Annotated in this window: 15 protein-coding genes and 2 pseudogenes; 9 read left to right on the forward strand and 8 right to left on the reverse strand. The window is 70.2% G+C overall.

Annotation, left to right across the window (positions count from 1 at the left end):
- Nucleotides 1–173: 173 nt before the first annotated feature.
- Together ABZ208_RS34195 and ABZ208_RS34200 are read right to left on the reverse strand one after the other, a co-directional pair.
- Complete coding sequence (locus ABZ208_RS34195; RefSeq protein ID WP_356913335.1) at nt 174–893, reverse strand: hypothetical protein; 720 nt, start codon at nt 891–893, stop codon at nt 174–176.
- A 155-nt stretch (nt 894–1048) separates the two neighbouring features.
- Nucleotides 1049–1702, reverse strand: coding sequence for a DUF4352 domain-containing protein (locus ABZ208_RS34200; RefSeq protein ID WP_356913336.1), 654 nt, complete (start codon nt 1700–1702; stop codon nt 1049–1051).
- A gap of 403 nt (nt 1703–2105) precedes the next feature.
- Between ABZ208_RS34200 and ABZ208_RS34205 the strand changes: the two genes are divergently transcribed.
- Nucleotides 2106–2651, forward strand: a complete 546-nt coding sequence (locus tag ABZ208_RS34205; protein WP_356913337.1) for a hypothetical protein — start codon at nt 2106–2108, stop codon at nt 2649–2651.
- Here ABZ208_RS34205 and ABZ208_RS34210 read toward each other — a convergent pair.
- The 6 genes from ABZ208_RS34210 to ABZ208_RS34235 are packed head-to-tail and all read right to left on the reverse strand — an operon-like array spanning nt 2614 to nt 9354.
- A complete protein-coding gene (locus ABZ208_RS34210; RefSeq protein WP_356913338.1) occupies nt 2614–3762 on the reverse strand; it encodes a VWA domain-containing protein in 1149 nt (382 codons plus the stop codon). The two genes, ABZ208_RS34205 and ABZ208_RS34210, sit on opposite strands and share 38 nt — an antisense overlap.
- Entirely contained in the window at nt 3755–4663 is a 909-nt protein-coding gene (locus ABZ208_RS34215) for a MoxR family ATPase (protein WP_356913339.1), read from the reverse strand. The genes ABZ208_RS34210 and ABZ208_RS34215 overlap by 8 nt, the downstream gene beginning before the upstream one ends.
- Nucleotides 4656–5579, reverse strand: coding sequence for an XdhC family protein (locus ABZ208_RS34220; protein ID WP_356913340.1), 924 nt, complete (start codon nt 5577–5579; stop codon nt 4656–4658). Before ABZ208_RS34220 ends, ABZ208_RS34215 begins: the two co-directional genes overlap by 8 nt.
- Nucleotides 5580–5589: 10 nt before the next feature.
- A complete protein-coding gene (locus ABZ208_RS34225; protein WP_356913341.1) occupies nt 5590–7962 on the reverse strand; it encodes an aerobic carbon-monoxide dehydrogenase large subunit in 2373 nt (790 codons plus the stop codon).
- Nucleotides 7959–8480, reverse strand: a complete 522-nt coding sequence (locus tag ABZ208_RS34230) for a (2Fe-2S)-binding protein (protein WP_356913342.1) — start codon at nt 8478–8480, stop codon at nt 7959–7961. The genes ABZ208_RS34225 and ABZ208_RS34230 overlap by 4 nt, the downstream gene beginning before the upstream one ends.
- A gap of 1 nt (nt 8481) precedes the next feature.
- Nucleotides 8482–9354, reverse strand: coding sequence for a xanthine dehydrogenase family protein subunit M (locus tag ABZ208_RS34235; RefSeq protein WP_356913343.1), 873 nt, complete (start codon nt 9352–9354; stop codon nt 8482–8484).
- A 115-nt stretch (nt 9355–9469) separates the two neighbouring features.
- Between ABZ208_RS34235 and ABZ208_RS34240 the strand changes: the two genes are divergently transcribed.
- From ABZ208_RS34240 to ABZ208_RS34275, 8 genes and pseudogenes are all read left to right on the forward strand, one after another.
- On the forward strand, nt 9470–10426 hold the full coding sequence (locus ABZ208_RS34240; RefSeq protein WP_356913344.1) for a LysR family transcriptional regulator: 957 nt from the start codon (nt 9470–9472) through the stop codon (nt 10424–10426).
- 754 nt (nt 10427–11180) lie between these two features.
- The gene (locus ABZ208_RS34245; RefSeq protein WP_356913345.1) at nt 11181–12566 is read left to right on the forward strand and encodes a DUF5685 family protein; all 1386 of its coding nucleotides are present in this window, start codon (nt 11181–11183) and stop codon (nt 12564–12566) included.
- 814 nt (nt 12567–13380) lie between these two features.
- Nucleotides 13381–13823 (forward strand): annotated as a pseudogene (locus ABZ208_RS34250) (SulP family inorganic anion transporter); the annotation flags it as partial.
- A 27-nt stretch (nt 13824–13850) separates the two neighbouring features.
- Nucleotides 13851–13943, forward strand: a pseudogene (locus ABZ208_RS34255) (transposase); the annotation flags it as partial.
- Nucleotides 13944–14346: 403 nt separating this feature from the next.
- Nucleotides 14347–14589: a hypothetical protein gene (locus ABZ208_RS34260; protein WP_356913346.1), complete on the forward strand. Its 243-nt coding sequence runs from the start codon at nt 14347–14349 to the stop codon at nt 14587–14589.
- A 12-nt stretch (nt 14590–14601) separates the two neighbouring features.
- Nucleotides 14602–15510: a 2OG-Fe dioxygenase family protein gene (locus tag ABZ208_RS34265; RefSeq protein WP_356913347.1), complete on the forward strand. Its 909-nt coding sequence runs from the start codon at nt 14602–14604 to the stop codon at nt 15508–15510.
- Nucleotides 15498–16262, forward strand: coding sequence for a hypothetical protein (locus ABZ208_RS34270; RefSeq protein ID WP_356913348.1), 765 nt, complete (start codon nt 15498–15500; stop codon nt 16260–16262). The genes ABZ208_RS34265 and ABZ208_RS34270 overlap by 13 nt, the downstream gene beginning before the upstream one ends.
- A complete protein-coding gene (locus ABZ208_RS34275; protein WP_356913349.1) occupies nt 16253–17434 on the forward strand; it encodes an aminotransferase class I/II-fold pyridoxal phosphate-dependent enzyme in 1182 nt (393 codons plus the stop codon). Before ABZ208_RS34270 ends, ABZ208_RS34275 begins: the two co-directional genes overlap by 10 nt.
- Nucleotides 17435–17481 lie beyond the last annotated feature (47 nt).

The raw sequence follows: 17481 nt of genomic DNA on the forward strand, positions 1-17481 counted from the left end.
GCGACAACTCAACACGTCACCACTCCCCGAGACCGCCGAACCCACGCCTGACCAGCGGAAACGCAGCCCTCAAGCCCGGAAAGACAACAGCCACTTACTCATTTCCAGGCGTGACTCAGCGCACAGCCGCCAGTGCGGCAGCAGTCAAGCGCGGGGCCTGTCCGCGCCCGCGGCTACTGCACCTTCTTCCACGTTCCGCAGCCCTCCGTCGTGAACTGCCCGTCCGACGGTGCGATCGTCACCGTGATCTCCTGCGCGCTCCTGGCGAAGTTGTCGATGATGTCCCCTGACCGGGAGGTCCGCTCCCAGTAACAGTCCTCCACCGTGTCCGTCGTCCGGTACGTACCCGGCGGGATCAGCGGCAGATCACCCTCCCCGTCATCGGGCTTCGACGACACCTTGTACGTCCCGCCGCTGTATTCCGACTGCCGCTTCTCCGCCTCTACTTCATCCTCGGTCGGCGGCAGATCCCCCTTCAACGCCGACAGTGCAGCCTTCGGCCACTTCGAGCACAGCTTCGGCATCCCTGCCTTCAAGATCTCGTGCGGTGACGGGTCCGGCATCTCCTCGTCCACCAGCCACCGCGCAGGCTTTTCGCCCTCCTCGTGCACCCGTGTCATCGCCCGGCAGATCCGCATCACGTACGCCGACGGCAACGAGCCCGCGTCATCGACGAACCAGCCCTTCTCGTCCGCCAACTTGTCGAGGTGTCCCGCCGGCGTGTCCGGGGACCCGGTTTCCGTCTCCGACGGGTACGGATCTACCGACGTCTGTACGGCCGGCGGAGGCGGACTCTTCACGTCCGCCTTCTCATCCTCGCTGCCGCACCCGACCAGCAGCATCAACGCGGCCACCTCGGCCGCAACCGTCCACACATCACGCATTCGTCCCATAGCGAGGCATACTCCACCTCAATGGTCATGCAGGGGAGGGAAATCGGCGAATTCAGGGATCAACCGTGGCAAGGCGGCGCGAGACGGAGCCCTGCTGCGCGGCAGAGCACCTGCCGACGTGGGTGTACGGCAGGGGCTCCACGCTCCGCGCCTGGTTAAGACACGTTGGCGCGGACGTCGTCGCCGAACAGCCCGTCTGTGTAGGTCACGTACTTCGGGGTGAAGCTGCCCTTGCCGGTGATGACACCGGACACGTTCTCGCCGGGCGCGAGCTTCACGGTGTCGATCTGGTTCTCATCGACTCCCAGCTCGGCCGAGTGCTTCGTGCCCCCGGTGTCGGTGATGCCGAAGTACAGCGGGTTGACGCTGATCTCCTGGTCACTGTCGTTCGTGATCTTGACGCGCACGCTGGTGTACTTTCCGCCGCTATGCAGGACGCTCGGCGCGAACGTGGTCTTCACGGCCGTGATCTTCACCGGCGCCGACTTGGACTCGGCAGGGGAGTCGTCCTTCTTCTCGGCCGGCCTGGCGTCGGACTTCTCGGCCGGCCTCTTCTCCGGGGCGACGGCTGACGTGTCGGAGCCTTTGCCGTCCGCGCCGCTCGGGGTGTCGTCGAGGGCGACGCCGATAATGCCGAGCAGGAGGACGAAGCCGAACACGCTGCCCAGGACGATGGCGACGATCGCGCCGGTGGGCATGCCCTTCTTCGGCGGCGGCGGGGCTGGCTGGTAGGGGCCGGGGTGTCCCCATGTGGGCTGCTGCGGCTGCTGGGGGTACTGCTGGTGCGGGCCGGGGTGCGGCTGCGTCATGGGTGTCCCCTCGTGGTGGCGGTGCGGGCGCCGTGTGGGGGGATAGTGAATGTATCGGTCCGCATGCGGTGTGTGCAGGGGTTCGTGTGGTTTGCACACGACGGAGCCCCTGCCGACGGGGGGTACGGCAGGGGCCCCACAATCCACGCTACTGCGCGGCCAAGGTCACTTCCCGATGCGGACCTTGTCGTTGTCGAGCAGCGCGGATGGGTCACCGAGGGTATTGCCTCGTGGGCTCGCAGTGAACCGCGTCTGCGAGTTGTGAGCCCCCTTGCGAGCCCTCCCCCGCTTCCCCCGGCCCGCTGAGATTGAAGGCCCGGGCCACCGCCGGGACGGACAGGGATCTCCTTCCGGCGGCGGCCGCGGCCAAGGCACCACGACTTAACGCTCGGGGGTGAACCAGATGTGCGGAATCGCAGGACTGGTCGGAGGCGACGCCATCCGGCACCGGACCACGGTCCAGGCCATGGGGCTGTCCCAGCACTACCGCGGTCCGGACGGCACCATGCACGCTGCCGCTTCGGACGGCCGGGCCGTGCTGGCCATGAACACGCTGCTGATCGTCGACCCGCAGGCCGTCCCGGGCCCTACCTGGACCGCGAGAGCGGGATCCTGCTGGCCTTCAACGGTGAGGTCTGCAACTTCCGTCAGCAGGCCACCGCCTGGTGGCATCCGGCTCGCGGTCCGGGAGTCGGACGCGCACTTCCTGCTGCGGGCCTGGACCAAACCCGGCCCGGCCTGCCTGGACGGGCTGGACGGCATGTTCGGCGCACGCTGGGGGAGGTGCATCGCAGGACACTCACCAGCCGCAACAACCTCGCCCTCCTGCTGGAGGACTTCGGACGGCTGGAGCAAGCAGAACGAGCCGATCGTGCTCCCCGGGCGTCCCCACCTGCCCGCACCGGGCGACGTCATCGGCGGTGGCGCGGGGCGGACAGTGCCGCGATGAAGTCGTCCAGTGCCACGAGGTTGTGTGCGCTGACGACGGTGTCGCAGTAGGGCAGTGCCGCAGCCATACCGGCCACGAGCGGACGGTAGCGCGGGCTTGCCGTGCGCGGGTTGACCCAGACGACGCGGTAGGCGACCCGGGACAGCCGCGCCATGTGAGTGGCGAGGGCGGCGGGCCCTCCGGTGTCCCAGCCGTCGGAGATGACGACGACCACGGCGCCGTGCGCCATGCCACGCCGGCCGAACCGCTCGTTGAAATCGGCCAGGCACTCCGCTATCCGGGTGCCCCCGGACCAGTCCGGGGCCGCTTGTCCGGCCCGTGCCAGGGCGTCGTCCGGCCCGGCCCGCCGGAGGGCCGGCGTGAGGCGCGTGAGCCGCGTGGCGAAGGTGAAGACCTCGGCGCGGGTGACGCGGGCCGCACAGTAGAGCAGTTGCAGCATCGCGCGGGCATAGGGCTCCATCGATCCGGAGATGTCGCAGAGTACGACGAGGTCGCGGGGGCGGGCGCGGGGCTCGAAGCGGCGTAGCCGCAGCGGGTATCCGCCGGTGCGCCGGCTGGAGGAGAGGGTGCGGCGCACATCGATGCGCGCACCGTGGTGCGCGGAGCGGCGCCGGCGGGACGGCCGGGTCGGGGTGCGAAGCACCAGGGTGCGCATCACCTCGGAGAGCCGCGCCAGTTCCTCGGCGGACAGGTCCGCGAAGTCGCGGTTGGCGAGACGGTCGAGCGGACTGGCGACGAGGCGTACGGGAGCCTCCCGCGGCGGTCCGTCGGCCTTTCGGCCGCGTCCGTCCACGGTGGCCTTCCGGGCGCCGTCGACGAGGCCGGGAACGGCGTCCGGGAGCGACCGCGCCGGGTCGCCGGGTTGCCCGCGTAGTGCTCCGCGGTCGGCAGGGCCGCCGAAGACCTCGCGGAAGACCGCGTCGAACGGCTCGATCTGCTCGCGGTCGGACACCAGGGTGGCGAGCGCGCAGTGCCGTAGATCGCGCGTCGTCGACGGTGCCAGCAGGGTGAGCGCCCGAGCGAAGCCGCGGGTACGGTCGGGACCCACCGCGACCCCCGCTTCGTGCAGGGCGGCGGTGAACGAGGCGGCCAGTTCCGGCAGGTCAGGCATCGGAGCCTGCCTCCGCGTCGACCAGCTCCGCCAGTCCGGCCCGGCGTACGGCCTCCAGGTCCTCGGCGTATTTGAGTACCGCCCCCAGGGTGCGGTCGGCGGCGTCGGCGTCGAGATCGGAGAGGCCCAGCGCGTGCAGCGCGCCCGCCCAGTCGATCGCCTCGGCGATGCCGGGCGGCTTGGTGAGCTCCTGCCGGGCACGCAGGCGCGCCACCCCGTGCGCCACGCGCGCGGCCAGCCACTCGGCCGACTCCGGCACCCGTCTGCGGATGATCGCGGCGACTCGTGCGGTGTCCGGGTAACCGATCCAGTGGTAGAGACAGCGGCGTTTGAGCGCGTCGTGCAGATCCCGGGTGCGGTTGGAGGTCAGTACGGCCACCGGCGGCACCGCAGCCGTCCGGGTGCCCAGTTCGGGGATGGTGACCGCGGCATCGGCGAGCAACTCCAGCAGGAACGCCTCGAACTCGTCGTCGGCGCGGTCCACCTCGTCGATGAGCAGCACCGCCGGGCGCGGTCCCGGGTGGCAGATCGCGGCGAGCAGCGGCCGTGGCAGCAGGTAGTCCTCGGCGAACAGGTCGGAGTCCCGCAGGGACTCCCCGCGGGACTCGGCCAGCCGGATGGCCAGCAGTTGCCGTGGATAGTTCCACTCGTAGAGGGCCTCGGCCGAGGACAGCCCCTCGTAGCACTGCAGCCGGATCAGCGGGGTGTCGAGCACGGCGGCGAGCGCGCGGGCCGCCTCGGTCTTGCCGACACCGGGCTCGCCCTCCAGAAGGATCGGCTGCCGCATGCGCACGGCAAGCAGCAGCGCCGTGGTCAGGGCGTCGTCGGCCAGGTAGCCGACGGCGTCCAGACGTGAGCGCAGGGCCGGGACATCGGGTACGAGGGGGTCGAGGTCAGGCATGCGCGTAACGGGAGGGGTCGTCGGCGAAGGCCTGCTGGCACCCCGGCCCGCAGAAATACACCCTGCTGCCGGCCCGGTCCAGTGAGAGGGTGGCGGGCGTGATCGCCACGGTCATGCCGCACACGGGATCCATGTCCTCGGCCACGGCCTGCGGCGCGGTGGAGTCCGCACCCGGGCGCACGGCTCGGGCCGCCTGCGGCCGCAGTGCGATGATCTCGGCATACACCGACAGCGCGATCTCTCCCGGAGTCCGCGCGCCGATGTCCAGGCCGGCCGGGGTGTGGACGTGTGCGCGTTGATCCTCGGTGAGCCCCAGCCCGGCGAGCACTGCCGCGCCGCGCTTCGGACTGGCCACCAGTCCGATGTACGGGATCGCGGCGCGTGCAGCCTCGATCAGCACGGTCTCCTCGTCGCGGCCGTGCGTGGCGATGACGACGACGTTCAGATCGGGCGGCAGCGGCTCCCCGGGCGAGGCCGGCCGGGCGTCGAGCCCGAGCGCACGACCGACGTCGACCAGAGCGCGGGCGATGGGGGCGTGTCCGTAGACGTACGCCAGCGCCGGGGGGAGGTTGGCCTCCAGGAAGATGTCGAGCGTCCCGCCCGACAGGCACGGGTTGGCCACCGTCACCAAGCCCTCGTCCGGCTCCTGCGCTTCGGCCTCGGTGTCGGCGGCGGGCGTGATCCTCAGCAGCAGCGACTCACCGGTCTCCAGCACCCGCAGGCCCTGCAATTGGACCGTCGTCTCGGCACATGTGCCGCCCACGAAGCCCTCGACGGTGCCGTCGGGCAGCACCAGCGCGCTGTCCCCGGGTTTGGCGCTCGTGGGCCGTTCCGCGTGGACGACGGTAGCCAGGACGAACGGGGTCCGGCCGTGCCGGAGCACGTCCGCGCGGGTCAGCAGTTCGGTGTTCGTCATCGCAGGGGCCTCAGGTGATCGCCAGGTCGGTGCGCAGCGGCCGGCCCTGCGCGGCCCGCCACACCGCGGCGGGCGTCAGCGGCATGTCCACATGGCGTACGCCGAGCGGCTTCAGCGCGTCGACCACGGCGTTGACCACCGCGGCGGGCGAGCCCACCGTGGCGGACTCGCCGACGCCCTTGGCCCCGATGGGGTGGTGCGGGGAGGGCGTGACGGTCTCGCCGAGCTCCCAGGACGGGCATTCGACCGAGGTGGGCAGGAGATAGTCCATGAACGACCCGCCGAGGCAGTTGCCGTCCTCGTCGAAGGCGATCACCTGCATCAGCGCCATGCCGAGGCCGTCGGCGAGTCCGCCGTGCACCTGGCCCTCGACGATCATGGGGTTGATCCGGTTGCCGCAGTCGTCAACGGCGATGAACCGGCGGACCTTCACCTGGCCGGTGTCCGCGTCCACGTCGGCGACGCAGATGTACGCGCCGAAGGGGAAGGTGAGGTTCGGCGGGTTGTAGACGCAGGTCGCGTCCAACTGGCCCTCGACACCCTCGGGCAACTCCAGGTTGGAGTGCGCCGCGAGCGCGATCTCGGCCATGGTCCTTCCCTGGTCGGGGTCTCCTGTCACGAACCAGCGGCCCTTCTCCCATTCCAGGTCGTCCGGGTTCACTTCGAGCATCGCCGAAGCGACGATCCTCGCGCGCTCGCGCACCTTGCGGGCGACCATCGCCGCCGCCGCTCCGGACACCGGTGTCGAGCGGGAGCCATAGGTGCCGAGCCCGAACGGTGTCTGGTCCGTGTCGCCGTGCACCACGTCGACGTCCTCGGGCGGGATGCCCAGTTCCTCGGCGACGATCTGCGCGAAGGTCGTCTCGTGGCCCTGGCCCTGGGACTGAACGGAGATCCGCAGCACCGCCTTGCCGGTCGGGTGAACGCGCAGTTCGGCACCGTCGGCCATGCCCAGCCCGAGAATGTCCATGTGCTTGCGCGGGCCGGCACCGACGGCCTCGGTGAAGAAGCTGACCCCGACTCCCATCAGCTCGCCGCGCCCGCGCCTCTCGGCCTGCTCCCTGCGCAGGTCCTCGTAGTGCGCGATGTCCATCGCCAGCCGCAGGGCCCTCGGGTAGTCGCCGGAGTCGTACTCCCACCCCGTCTGCGTCGTGTACGGGAACTGCCCGGGCCGCAGCAGGTTGCGCATCCGCAGCTCGGCCGGGTCCGTCCCGAGCTTGTCCGCGAGCACGTCGACCATCCGCTCAACCAGGTACACGGCCTCGGTGACGCGGAACGAGCACGCGTAGGCGACACCGCCGGGCGCCTTGTTGGTGTAGACGCCCGTCACGGTGCAGTGCGCGGCGACCAGGTCGTACGAGCCGGTGAAGACGCCGAAGAAGCCGGCGGGGAAGTTGGACGGCTGCGCGGTTGCGTTGAAGGCTCCGTGGTCGGCGATCACATGGACCCGAAGGGCCTGGATCTTCCCGTCCTTCGTCGCCGCGATCTCCCCGTGCATGTGGTAGTCGCGGGCGAAGGAGGTACTCATCAGGTTCTCCGAGCGGTCCTCCACCCACTTGACCGGCTTGCCGGTGACGATCGAACCGACGATCGCGCACACGTAACCGGGGTAGATGCCGACCTTGTTGCCGAAGCCGCCCCCGATGTCCGGGGAGATGATCCGGATCTTGTGCTCCGGGATGCCGGCCACCATGGCGTAGAGCGTGCGGTGTGCGTGCGGGGCCTGGGTGGTGGACCACACCGTCAGCTTTCCGGTGATGGCGTCCATGTCCGCCACGGTGCCGCAGGTCTCCAGCGGCGCCGGGTGCACCCGCGGGTACAGCATGTCCTGCTCCACCACGACGTCGGCGGCTGCAAAGACCTCGTCGGTGCGCTCCTTGTCGCCCGCGGACCACTCGAAAATGTGGTTGTCGGTCTGCTGGTCCTTGTCGTCGCGGATCACCGGTGCGTCCGGGTCGAGCGCCCGGCGGGCGTCGACGAGCGGCGGCAGCGGTTCGTATTCCACGTCGATCAGTTCGAGGGCGTCCCGGGCGGCGTAATGGTCCTCGGCGACGACGAAGGCGACCTCCTGCCCCTGGAAGCGCACCTTGTCGGTGGCGAGCACCGCCTGAGTGTCGTACGAGAGCGTGGGCATCCAGGCCAGCCCGAGACCGGCCAGGGTCTCCCCGGTGATCACGGCCTTGACCCTCGGGTGCGCCTCGGCGGCACTGGTGTCGACGGACACGATCCGGGCGTGCGCCAGCGGGCTGCGCAGGACCGCGCCGTGCAGCATCCCGGGCAGCCGGACGTCGTCGACGTACGTCCCGTGGCCGCGCACGAATCGCGCGTCTTCCTTGCGGGGCATCCGTCCGTGGCCGACCGGCCGTTCCTCGGTGGTGGTCATGCCCGCACCTCCTCGCGGCCGGGCGCCGGCTCGGTGTCCGCGTCGGCGGTCTGCCCCCCGCTGCCGTGCTCGGCGGCCCAGCGGATGGAGCGCACGATGTTCTCGTAACCGGTGCAGCGGCACACTTGTCCGGAGATGGCCTTGCGGATGTCCTCCTCGGACGGATCCGCGTTGTGGTCGAGCAGCCAGCGGGCGGTCATCATCATCCCCGGCGTGCAGAAGCCGCACTGCAGCCCGTGGCAGGCGACGAATCCCTGCTGCACCGGGTCGAGTTCGGCCCCGTGCGCCAAATCCTCGACGGTTCGCACCTCATGGCCGTCGGCCATCACAGCGAGCACGGTGCAGGACTTCACCGGCGTCCCGTCCAACCAGACGGCGCACACACCGCAGTTGGAGGTGTCGCAGCCCCAGTGGGTGCCGGTGAGCCCGAGTTCGTCGCGCAGGAAGTGCACCAGCAGCAGCCTGGGCTCCACGTCCCTGGTGTGCTGCTCGCCGTTCACGGTCACGGTGATCCGCATGTCACGCCTCCTGCCCCTGGGCGCGGGCGGCGGCGGTGCGCAGCGCCCGCGCTGTGAGCTCCCCGGCCAGATGCCGCTTGTAGTCGACCGGGCCGCGCTGGTCGGCCGTCGGCCTGCACTCCTGCGAGGCGATCCGCCCCGCCTCGGCGAAGCCCTCGTCGTCCGGCCGCCCGCCGCGCAGGAAGTCCTCCGCCCGCTCGGCCACGAACCGTGGGGCACCCACTGCGGTCAGCCCGATCCCGGCCTCGGTGATGACCCCGTCGGAGATCTCCAGCACCGCTCCTGCGGCGACGACCGCCCAGTCGCCGACCCGGCGCTCGACCTTGCGGTAGGCGCTGGCGTGCGAACGGATGGGCACGCGGATTTCCACCAGAAGCTCCGCTTCTTCCAGGGCGGTCTCGTACGGCCCGAGGAAGAAATCCCTGATCCCGATGGTGCGCCTGCCGCCGGGGCCTTGGGCGACAAGGGTCGCCCGCAATGCCGAGAACGCCGCGGACAGGTCCTCCGACGGATCGGCCTGGCACAGCGACCCGCCGACGGTGCCGCGGTTGCGTACGAGCGGATCGGCGATGACCCGTTCCGCGTCCCGCAGGATGGGAAAGTGCTCGCCGACGACCGGCGAGGCGAGCAGCTCTGCGTGGCGGACCATCGCTCCGACGGACAGTTCGTGCCCGTCCACCCGGATCAACGCCAGCTCGTCGAGGCCGTTGATGTCGATCAGGGCTTCGGGCTGGGCCAGCCGCAGCTTCATCATCGGCAGCAGGCTGTGACCGCCCGCCACCACCCGTGCCTCGGGGCCGTACCGGGTGAGCAGCTCGATCGCCTGCTCGAGGCTGGTGGCCCGCTCGTACTGGAAAGCAGCCGGAACCTGCATCGGGCCCTCCTGGAACGATGTGCCCGTCGTCCAGTGATGCTGCGCTCTTCCGCACCGGCCATGCAATGGGTCGATAAGTATTCACTTATCCCCCCGAACGAGGGAAAATCGGACAGTGACCGTCACACAGCTCAGTACCTTCGTGCTGGTTGCCCGGCTCGGTTCGGTGGGCGCCGCGGCGCGGACCCTGGGCGTGAGCGAGTCTGCGGTGTCACAGGCCCTCACCGCACTGCGCACGCACTTCGGCGATCCGCTCATCCGGCGCACCGGCGGCGGCGGGATGCGTCTGACCCCCGCCGGTGCGCGGCTGCTGCCGGTCGCGTCGCGGATGGTCGCGCTGAGCGCAGATGCCGAGGCGGCGGTGCGGGCAGCGCGGGGTGCACCCGACGAGCTGCGGGTCGTCGCCACGAGCACCCTGGCCGAGTTCGTGCTCCCGTCGCTCGTGGAGGCCTTCGCCAGCAGGTCGGGGCGCAGGACCGAGACCTCGTTCGGGGTCGCCGCCGGCCACGAGATACGTGTGCTGGTGGAGAACCGGCTGGCCGACGTCGCGCTCGGGCCGCATCTCGGCGCCGCCCGCAGAGGCGAACTGGTCAGCGAGCCGCTGTTCCGCACCCAGCTGGTCGTGGTGACCGGTGCCAGGTCGCCGCAGCCACCCGGTCCGCCGCCGCAGTGGTCCTGGCTGGTCGATTCCTCCGGAACCGATCCGGACGGGGACTCCGGGCGGCTGCTGCGCAGGCTCGGTGTGGCCGAGGGGCACGTGTGGGTTTTCCCCAACCAGACCGCGACCTGGGCGGCCGCCGCAGAGGGCGCGGGGGTGGCACCGGCGTTGGCCCATCTGGTGTCGCCCCGCATCCGGCGTGACGAGCTGCGCATCCTGGAGACCCCGGCCACGCCGTCGGACGCCACATGGCACGCCACCGTCCTGCCGCCCGAGCACCGTTCCCCGGCCAGCGACGCGTTCCTGCACTTCCTGCACACCCCCGCAGCGACCCGCATCATGCGCGCGCCCGGCGCGGGCGTCCCGCCCTCCCAGTTCCGGCCGCCGGTCCACGTCACGCTCTGGGGAGGGTGAGAGTGCAGGCTTCCCCCACCGCAGCGACACCATCGACGGATGCCTCACCGGGACGGGACTCATCCTGACGACCTCGCCTGCGGACTCAGTAGCACCGCCTCCCCGACGTCCCCAGGGCACGACTGAAGCCGGTCGCCGCAAGAGAGAGTCCCGCACAGACGAGGACCACCAGCGCCTGGTCGAGGAACACGGTTCCGAGCGCCTCGTACGGGATGGTCCGCCTGGGCGGGACGGCCCGGATCGGCGGTCGTCCCGGGTCCCGGTGCCCGGGACGAGCCGCTGAAGGCTCCGTCCTCCCCGCTCCCCTGGCGGAGGGGTGGGCTGCCCCGCTGGACGAACTACCGTGTGCGTCTTGGCCGGTTCCTCCGGATCACGTTGGCGGGGGTCGTTGTGCTGCTCCTGGCCGTGGTGGCCGGCGTCATCGCCCGGTATCGCCGGAGCGTGCGATGCGTCCTGCCACGGCGTCGTGGGGCCGGTGTCGGCCAGGCCGGGACCGTTGCCGGCGCAGGGCATCGAGCCGGGCCGTCCATCGGTGGGGGCGCTGCGGCAGGTTGGGCCTCTCCCCGTGAACGTGTCGTCGGCCAGGTGCAGGTCGCGCGTTTGTGCGGGACAGGCTTTAGCATGTCGCCCGTTGGGTGACGGGCGGTCGTGCGTCACGCGGGGTCGTGACTCGTGTGCGGTCGTGGCTCGTGTGCGATGTTGCTGCCCGTCGGGCTGTGTGTCCTGGCAGCTGTGTCTACGGGGGAGAGCTTCGATGTTCGGAATCATCAGGCCATGCCGTCATCGCTTGGGCGAGGGCATGCGTACCGAGTGGATGGCGCATCTGTGCGGGCTGTGTCTGGCGCTGCGCGGGGAGTACGGGCAGTTCGCGCGGGTGGCCACCAACTACGACGGCCTGATCGTCTCGGTGCTGACCGAGGCGCAGTCGGAGCGTACCGGCGACTGGCGGCGAGGCGCCGGTCCGTGTCCGCTGCGCGGGATGCGATCGGCGGACGTGGCGCAGGGCGAGGGGGCCCGGCTGGCGGCGACGGTGTCGCTGGTGCTGGCCGCGGCGAAAGTACGTGACCATGTGGCCGACGGCGACGGCCTGTTGGGCCGCCGCCCGGTGACGCTGGCGGCGCGCCGGATCGCCCACGGCTGGGACCGTGCGGGTGCCGCGGGCGGTGAACGGCTCGGCTTCGACACCGCGGTGCTGCTCGGCGCGGTCGAACGGCAGTCGGAGATCGAACGGCTGACCGGCCCCGGCGACTCGCTTCTGACGGTCACGGAACCTACGGAGACGGCAACCGCCGCCGCTTTCGCGCACACCGCGGTGCTCGCCGGCCGCCCGGGAAACGCCGACCTGCTGGCGGAGGCCGGCCGTCTGTTCGGTCGGCTGGCGCATCTGCTCGACGCGGTGGAGGATCTGGACGCGGACGAGGCGGCCGGTGCGTGGAACCCGGTCACCGTGACCGGCGCCGACCGCACCGAGGTGCGTCGGCTCTGCGACGACGCAGTCCATGGGATCCGACTCGCCTTGTCCGAGGTCGAGTTCGTCGACGGGCGGTTGGCACGGGCGCTGCTGGGCGGTGAGTTGGAGCGTGCTGTCGACCGCGTCTTCGACCCCCGGCATCGTCACCACCAGCACCGCCAAAAGGCACGGGGCCCGCGCATGCTGCCCTGGCTGGGACGCCGTACGGCGACGGAAACGCTTTCGGGGACCGGCGCGGGCACGGACGGCGGCGTCGGGGTGCTCACGGGCGCGGTCCCGGAGGGCGCCTCGATGGCCTCGGGCCGGCCCTCGGATGGGCAGTGTCGGCGGTGTGGCCAGTGGCGCCGGTTGTGCCGCGATTGCAGGTTGTGCTTCAACTGCTGCTCCTGCAATGAGGACGCCGGCCAGGATGACGGAGAGCCCTGGCAGTTCGGCGACGGCAACCGCAGCGGCGGCTCTCGCCAGGACGGTTCCGGCCGGGAGGGTTCCGGCCGGGACGGTTCCGGGGGTGACGGCTGGTTCGGCGGACCGAGCGGCGGCAACTCGGGCGGCGGTTCGGGTGGGGGTGGTCGGGGGTCGGGTGGTTCCGGTGGTGACTCGGGTGACGGCTGCTGCGGTGGCGGGGGCTGCTGCAACCCGTGCAAGTGCTGCTGCGACTGCTGCGACTGAACGACGGACGAGCCGGGCGGGCCCCCGGCCTGCGGAGGGGAACCGGGTGCGGGGACCTTGCACCGAGGTTGTCACCGGAGGCCGGGCATCCGGCGAGGTGGCACGGGAAACACAACGGGAGGCGTCTCTCTGGCGCCCTCGCACGCGCCGCGACGTGGGCTGTCCAGCCCATGCACGGCCCTGTGGCGTAGCAGAAGCCGAGGTTCATCGGCCAAGGCCGGCACAAGCGCAGCCTGGTCAGCAGGTGAAGTGACGAGAGGGACAGCGGCGTTGTATCGCGTTGCGTGCCTGCGTATCCACCGAAGCCACGGACTGCGGAGACCCGTGGCGGTTCTGTCCCGCCTCCTTGGGAAAGGAGATGGAGCCTGGGCTCCGGGAGGGACTCACGCACGACATGACGGCGATCGTTTCGGAGGGAGGCGTGTCGGCGGCTGAAGCCGCTCTGGACTTCGGCGGGGCGCGGCGCGTTCCGCCGGGCCGATGACCCCGTGTGCGTGGGCTGAACGGCACCATGTGCGGGGCCCATTGAGGTCGCCCGCGCTCAGGGAGCAACCGTGCGGCCACGCCCAGAGGCATCATGACGACAGGCGCTGCGGCAGGTGCCGGCCGTCGTGGCCCGCGACCGTCGGACTGATCCTTCGAGGGGCGTCGAAAGGAGCTCCATGTCCCGTCCCGCCCGAGCGAACGACTTGTGGTGGCGCCGCGCCTGGTGCCCAGCGCGCCGGGGATCGCCGTACTGGCCGGTTACCGGCGCTCTTGGCTGCGCGGCGACCTGCCCGATGCCCAGCTGGTCACGACGGCCCTCGCCGGTGCGGCGCTCGTCCTTCTCTTCACCACGCCGCGCTTCCTGCAGGCCGTTCCCGGTCCACTGCTGGTGGTCGTGCTCGCCACCGCCGCGGTGACGGCGTTCGGTCTGGACGAGGACGGTGTCGCCGTGATCGGCGAGGTCCTCGCAGGGCTGCCCCGCCCCGGGCTACCGGACCTTGGCGAACTGCCCCTCCTGCTGCTGCCGGCGCTGGGCCTTCTCCTTGTCGGCTACACCGATGTGATCCTCACAGCACGTGCCTTCACCGCCCGTGAGGACCGCTGCTCGATGCCGACCAGGAGCTGCTGGCAATGGGCGCGGCGAACCTCGGCGCGGGCACCTTGCAAGGCTTCCCGGTGAGCAGCAGCGCCAGCCGTACCGCGCTCGCCGCATCGGCGGGCGCCCGCAGCCAGGTGTACTCGCTCAGTGCGGGGGTGGCCGTCCTGGCCGTACCTACAAGTACTCGGGCGGAGTTCCGGGCCGACGCGGTGGCGTTGGCCCGTTCGCCGGGCCGGGCCGTCTCACGCGTTGCCGCCGAGCTCGGCGTGAACCACGAGACCCTGCGGCAGTAGATCAAGACTGCCTAGAGCGACCCGAGGTGGTGGCGGAGTCGGCGAGGGACGCGGAGATCACGGCCTTGCGCAAAGTGGTCCGTGAGCTGGAGATGGAACGCGACAGCCTGCGCCAGGCTCGGCGGCCTGACGGCTCCTGTCACGTGTCGCGCCGCGCAAAGGAGAAGCGTTTTGCGCTCCCGGGGGCGCACAGCCGTCCCGGCCGCAGGTCTCCGCCTACGTGAGGGGTTACGTGTTTTCACGGATGCCGGGGAGACACGCAGCGAAGAAGATCGTTCACGAGCCGCGCATCGGCGCCGGCTGGACGCTCTAGGGCGCCTTCTCTTTTGAGTCGGAACCGGTTCAGCCGACCGCCGCGTCACCGGCCGACGAGCAGCACCGAGCGGTACAGGGAAGGCAACGCGTGAACCGTCAGCAAATCGAATTCCATGCCTCATGTGGGCACTTGATCCCGGCCCCGGCCGACCGTGCCGGGCAGAACGTCCGTGGCCCCCGCTGCCACCGGGTGGTCCCGGCTCCGGCTGCCGATGTTCCGTACGCCTCGCCCGCGCTCACGCCCGGCCCTGTTCCCGAGCCGACCACATCGGTGGAGACGGCCGCCCTGACCGCCCTCCACGTGACCGCCCCTGTCGCCCGAATCTCGTGAGGAAGGGTTCTCGTGCTGGATGTCAAGCGGAAGATTCATCCTCTCCTGAGCGAACACCGAGCCACCATCGACCGGCAGCGCTGGACGTTCGTGCCGGCTGCCGAGACCCGGGAGATCCTGGCCGGCCTCGCTGTCTCTCAGGCGGCCATGGATGAGATTGGCGTGCTCAGTGACCTGCTCCGCTCCGACCCGACCCTGCCGTTCCGGGCAGCGAGCAATGGGCGATTCTGCACCGACTTTGGTACGCGTCAGGCGTATCGGACCGAGGACCAACTGTTCGTGCTCACAGCAGAGGAGGACTTCCACAGGTTCGACTCGGGGCAATTGCGGGTCTTTGACCCGCTCGAGGCGCGGCTTTGCGCCAACGCCGCATTCCAGGGCCTACTGACGATCAACGCGTTCATACTCGCGACGCTGAAGCCCCGGCACCGGCCGCTGCTCGACTACACGTCCGACCAATGGATCACTACCGTCTTCGACCTCCGCACCATCACCACCCCGGAGCTGATCGGCGAGCCCGCGCTGGAGGGTGTGCACAGCGATGGTGTCGATCTGTCGATGACGACCTTCCTCAGCCGCAACAACATGCGTCGGGACTCCGGGATCACCGACGTGCACGAGATGGCTCAGGTCAACGGGGTGCGTTGGGACGAGATCGACCCCCAATACCGAGTTGGGACGGCGCAACATTGGGAGACGCTCGACATCCTCATTGTCGTCGACCACGAGAAGAAGCACTCTGTCTCGCCGCTCTGGGCCGAGGACCCGACGCAGCGAGCGACCCGTGACGTGCTGACCTTCTTCAGCCGCAAACCCACCGTTGAGGGCCATGTGTCCTACGACCACGACTCACGCCTTCCGCACGAGAGCCTCCCGTGCCAGGTGGACGTCTCGATCGTGCGTGACCCGTGGTGCACATGAACCAGTGCTGCGACCTCGCCCTGTTCCGCTGCGCCCACTACGCAATCGACGGCATCGGGACGGCCCTGCGAGATCTGGCCGCGGGCACTGTGCCGACGATCCGGGTCCCGGGGTTCGTGTCGGCCGCTGATGCCGAGCGACTGACCACCTCGTTCTTGCGGTGTCCCGAAGTCGAGGAGAGGCAAGACGGGGTATGGGGCAAGTCCGGTGCCTATCTGCTCAAGATGGCTGGTGACTCGGTCGAGCGGCTCAATGACGAGGTCAGCGCCGCGCCGCTGACCAGCCCCACGGCCCGCAACCGACCCGCCGTGCGGCACGGGTCGCCGGTGACGACCGCCCGGATGTCGGCGGGGTTGCCTGGCACCGGTCTGCTGGATGCCCACGACGACATCGGCCAGCTCCGCGACCCTCAGCAGCTGGGCTTTGAGCCTCATCAGGTTGCCGACAACGGAGTTCTCGCTGTCAACCTCCACACGTCGAGTCCTGCCGAAGGCGGAAGGCTCCGGTTGTGGAATGCCATGTCGGACACCGCGACTCGGGAGCCACTGGGCATCGCCCACTCCGGCTACCCGTACCCGGGAAGCTGCCTCCAGGGCCACGACTTCATCGACATCCAGCCGCGGGCCGGTGATCTGGTCCTGATCAACGGAGCCATTCCGCACACAATGACGCTGTATCAGGCTGCTGAGCCAAGAGTGGCCATCAACTACTTCTTCGGCAGGCTCGGCGAAAGCGTCATCCGATGGGTGTAGTCGGCCACCGGGCTTTGGCTGCCGGGTTCGACGAGGTTCGGGCCTTGCTCAAGTGGAGCGAGGCGTCGGACACCACGGTGATCGCCGCCGGAGTCGGGGAGATGGACTTCGGCATCGCACCTGAGATCCGCTCCGCGCTGCACGAGACCGTCACCCGGAGCCGAGTCGGGTATCCGGCGCCAGAGGCCGCCAGGGAGTGCTTCGACGCATTCGCCGAGTGGGCTGCAGTGCACTACGGCTGGCGCCCGGCACCGGAGACTCTTCGAGCAGCACCGGGCGTGCTGCCTGGATACTGGTCCGTGTTGCGCTACTGCGTGCCGAAGGAATGGCCCGTGGTGGTGTCGACCCCTGGCTACGGACCGCTTGAGCAGATCCCCCGCCGACTCGGCCGCCGGGTGCTGCACATCCCGATGGAGATCAAGGACGGCGCGTGGATCCGCCGGGTAGACGCGCTGGAACGGGCGATGGACGGTGGACCAGCGCTCGTCGTCCTGTGCAACCCGGATAATCCGACCGGCTCAGTCGCCTCCGCGCAGGAACTCTCCCACCTCTCCGAGGTGGTGGAGGCCGCTGGTGGCTTGGTGTTCTCCGACGAGATCCAGGCACCTTTGGTGCTCAACGGCGCCCAACACATTCCGTATGCCGCGGTGAGCGCCGAGGCGGCCGCCCACTCGGTCGTCGCCCACTCGGCGACCAAAGCCTGGGGCCTGTCCGGGCTGCCCTGTGCTCACCTGGCCTTCGGCAATGAGGAAGTGGTGGCTGCCTGGGACGCACGAGACCACCGCTGTTCCCCCGCCATCTCCCCGCTTGCCATGGTCGCTGCCACCACGGCCTACCGGGGCGGCGCATACTGGCCGGCCCGGATCACAACCCAGTTGGAGCGAAACCAGCAGCACCTGCAGGCCGCAACAGAGGTTCTGTCGCCACACGCACCTCGGCCGCGGGCCGGTTTCTACTCCTGGCTGGATCTGCGGCCCTGGCTGCCGCCGGACACCGCCGCCACGGCCGCTTCGCTGCTGCGCGACATCGGGGTCGTGGCCTCCGATGGCAGAGAGTTCGACGCGCCGGGCTGGGCCCGGCTCAACTTTGCCGCCGCCGGGTCCGTCGTCACCGCGATGGCCGAACGGCTGCTCGAGATTCCCCAACTGCGCACGTCGAAGGGAACACCGTGAGGATTCCCTCCTTCAAACCGGGGCACGACGGTGCCGTGGCGCTCGTC

Source organism: Streptomyces sp. NPDC006208 (assembly GCF_040613775.1).
In the GTDB taxonomy this organism is placed as follows: domain Bacteria; phylum Actinomycetota; class Actinomycetes; order Streptomycetales; family Streptomycetaceae; genus Streptomyces.

Bases quoted from the DNA above. Each gene is read 5' to 3' on its own strand.
- ABZ208_RS34195 (WP_356913335.1), bottom strand. From the start codon at position 893: ATGGGACGAATGCGTGATGTGTGGACGGTTGCGGCCGAGGTGGCCGCG.
- ABZ208_RS34200 (WP_356913336.1), bottom strand. From the start codon at position 1,702: ATGACGCAGCCGCACCCCGGCCCGCACCAGCAGTACCCCCAGCAGCCG.
- ABZ208_RS34205 (WP_356913337.1), top strand. From the start codon at position 2,106: ATGTGCGGAATCGCAGGACTGGTCGGAGGCGACGCCATCCGGCACCGG.
- ABZ208_RS34210 (WP_356913338.1), bottom strand. From the start codon at position 3,762: ATGCCTGACCTGCCGGAACTGGCCGCCTCGTTCACCGCCGCCCTGCAC.
- ABZ208_RS34215 (WP_356913339.1), bottom strand. From the start codon at position 4,663: ATGCCTGACCTCGACCCCCTCGTACCCGATGTCCCGGCCCTGCGCTCA.
- ABZ208_RS34220 (WP_356913340.1), bottom strand. From the start codon at position 5,579: ATGACGAACACCGAACTGCTGACCCGCGCGGACGTGCTCCGGCACGGC.
- ABZ208_RS34225 (WP_356913341.1), bottom strand. From the start codon at position 7,962: ATGACCACCACCGAGGAACGGCCGGTCGGCCACGGACGGATGCCCCGC.
- ABZ208_RS34230 (WP_356913342.1), bottom strand. From the start codon at position 8,480: ATGCGGATCACCGTGACCGTGAACGGCGAGCAGCACACCAGGGACGTG.
- ABZ208_RS34235 (WP_356913343.1), bottom strand. From the start codon at position 9,354: ATGCAGGTTCCGGCTGCTTTCCAGTACGAGCGGGCCACCAGCCTCGAG.
- ABZ208_RS34245 (WP_356913345.1), top strand. From the start codon at position 11,181: ATGTTCGGAATCATCAGGCCATGCCGTCATCGCTTGGGCGAGGGCATG.
- ABZ208_RS34275 (WP_356913349.1), top strand. From the start codon at position 16,253: ATGGGTGTAGTCGGCCACCGGGCTTTGGCTGCCGGGTTCGACGAGGTT.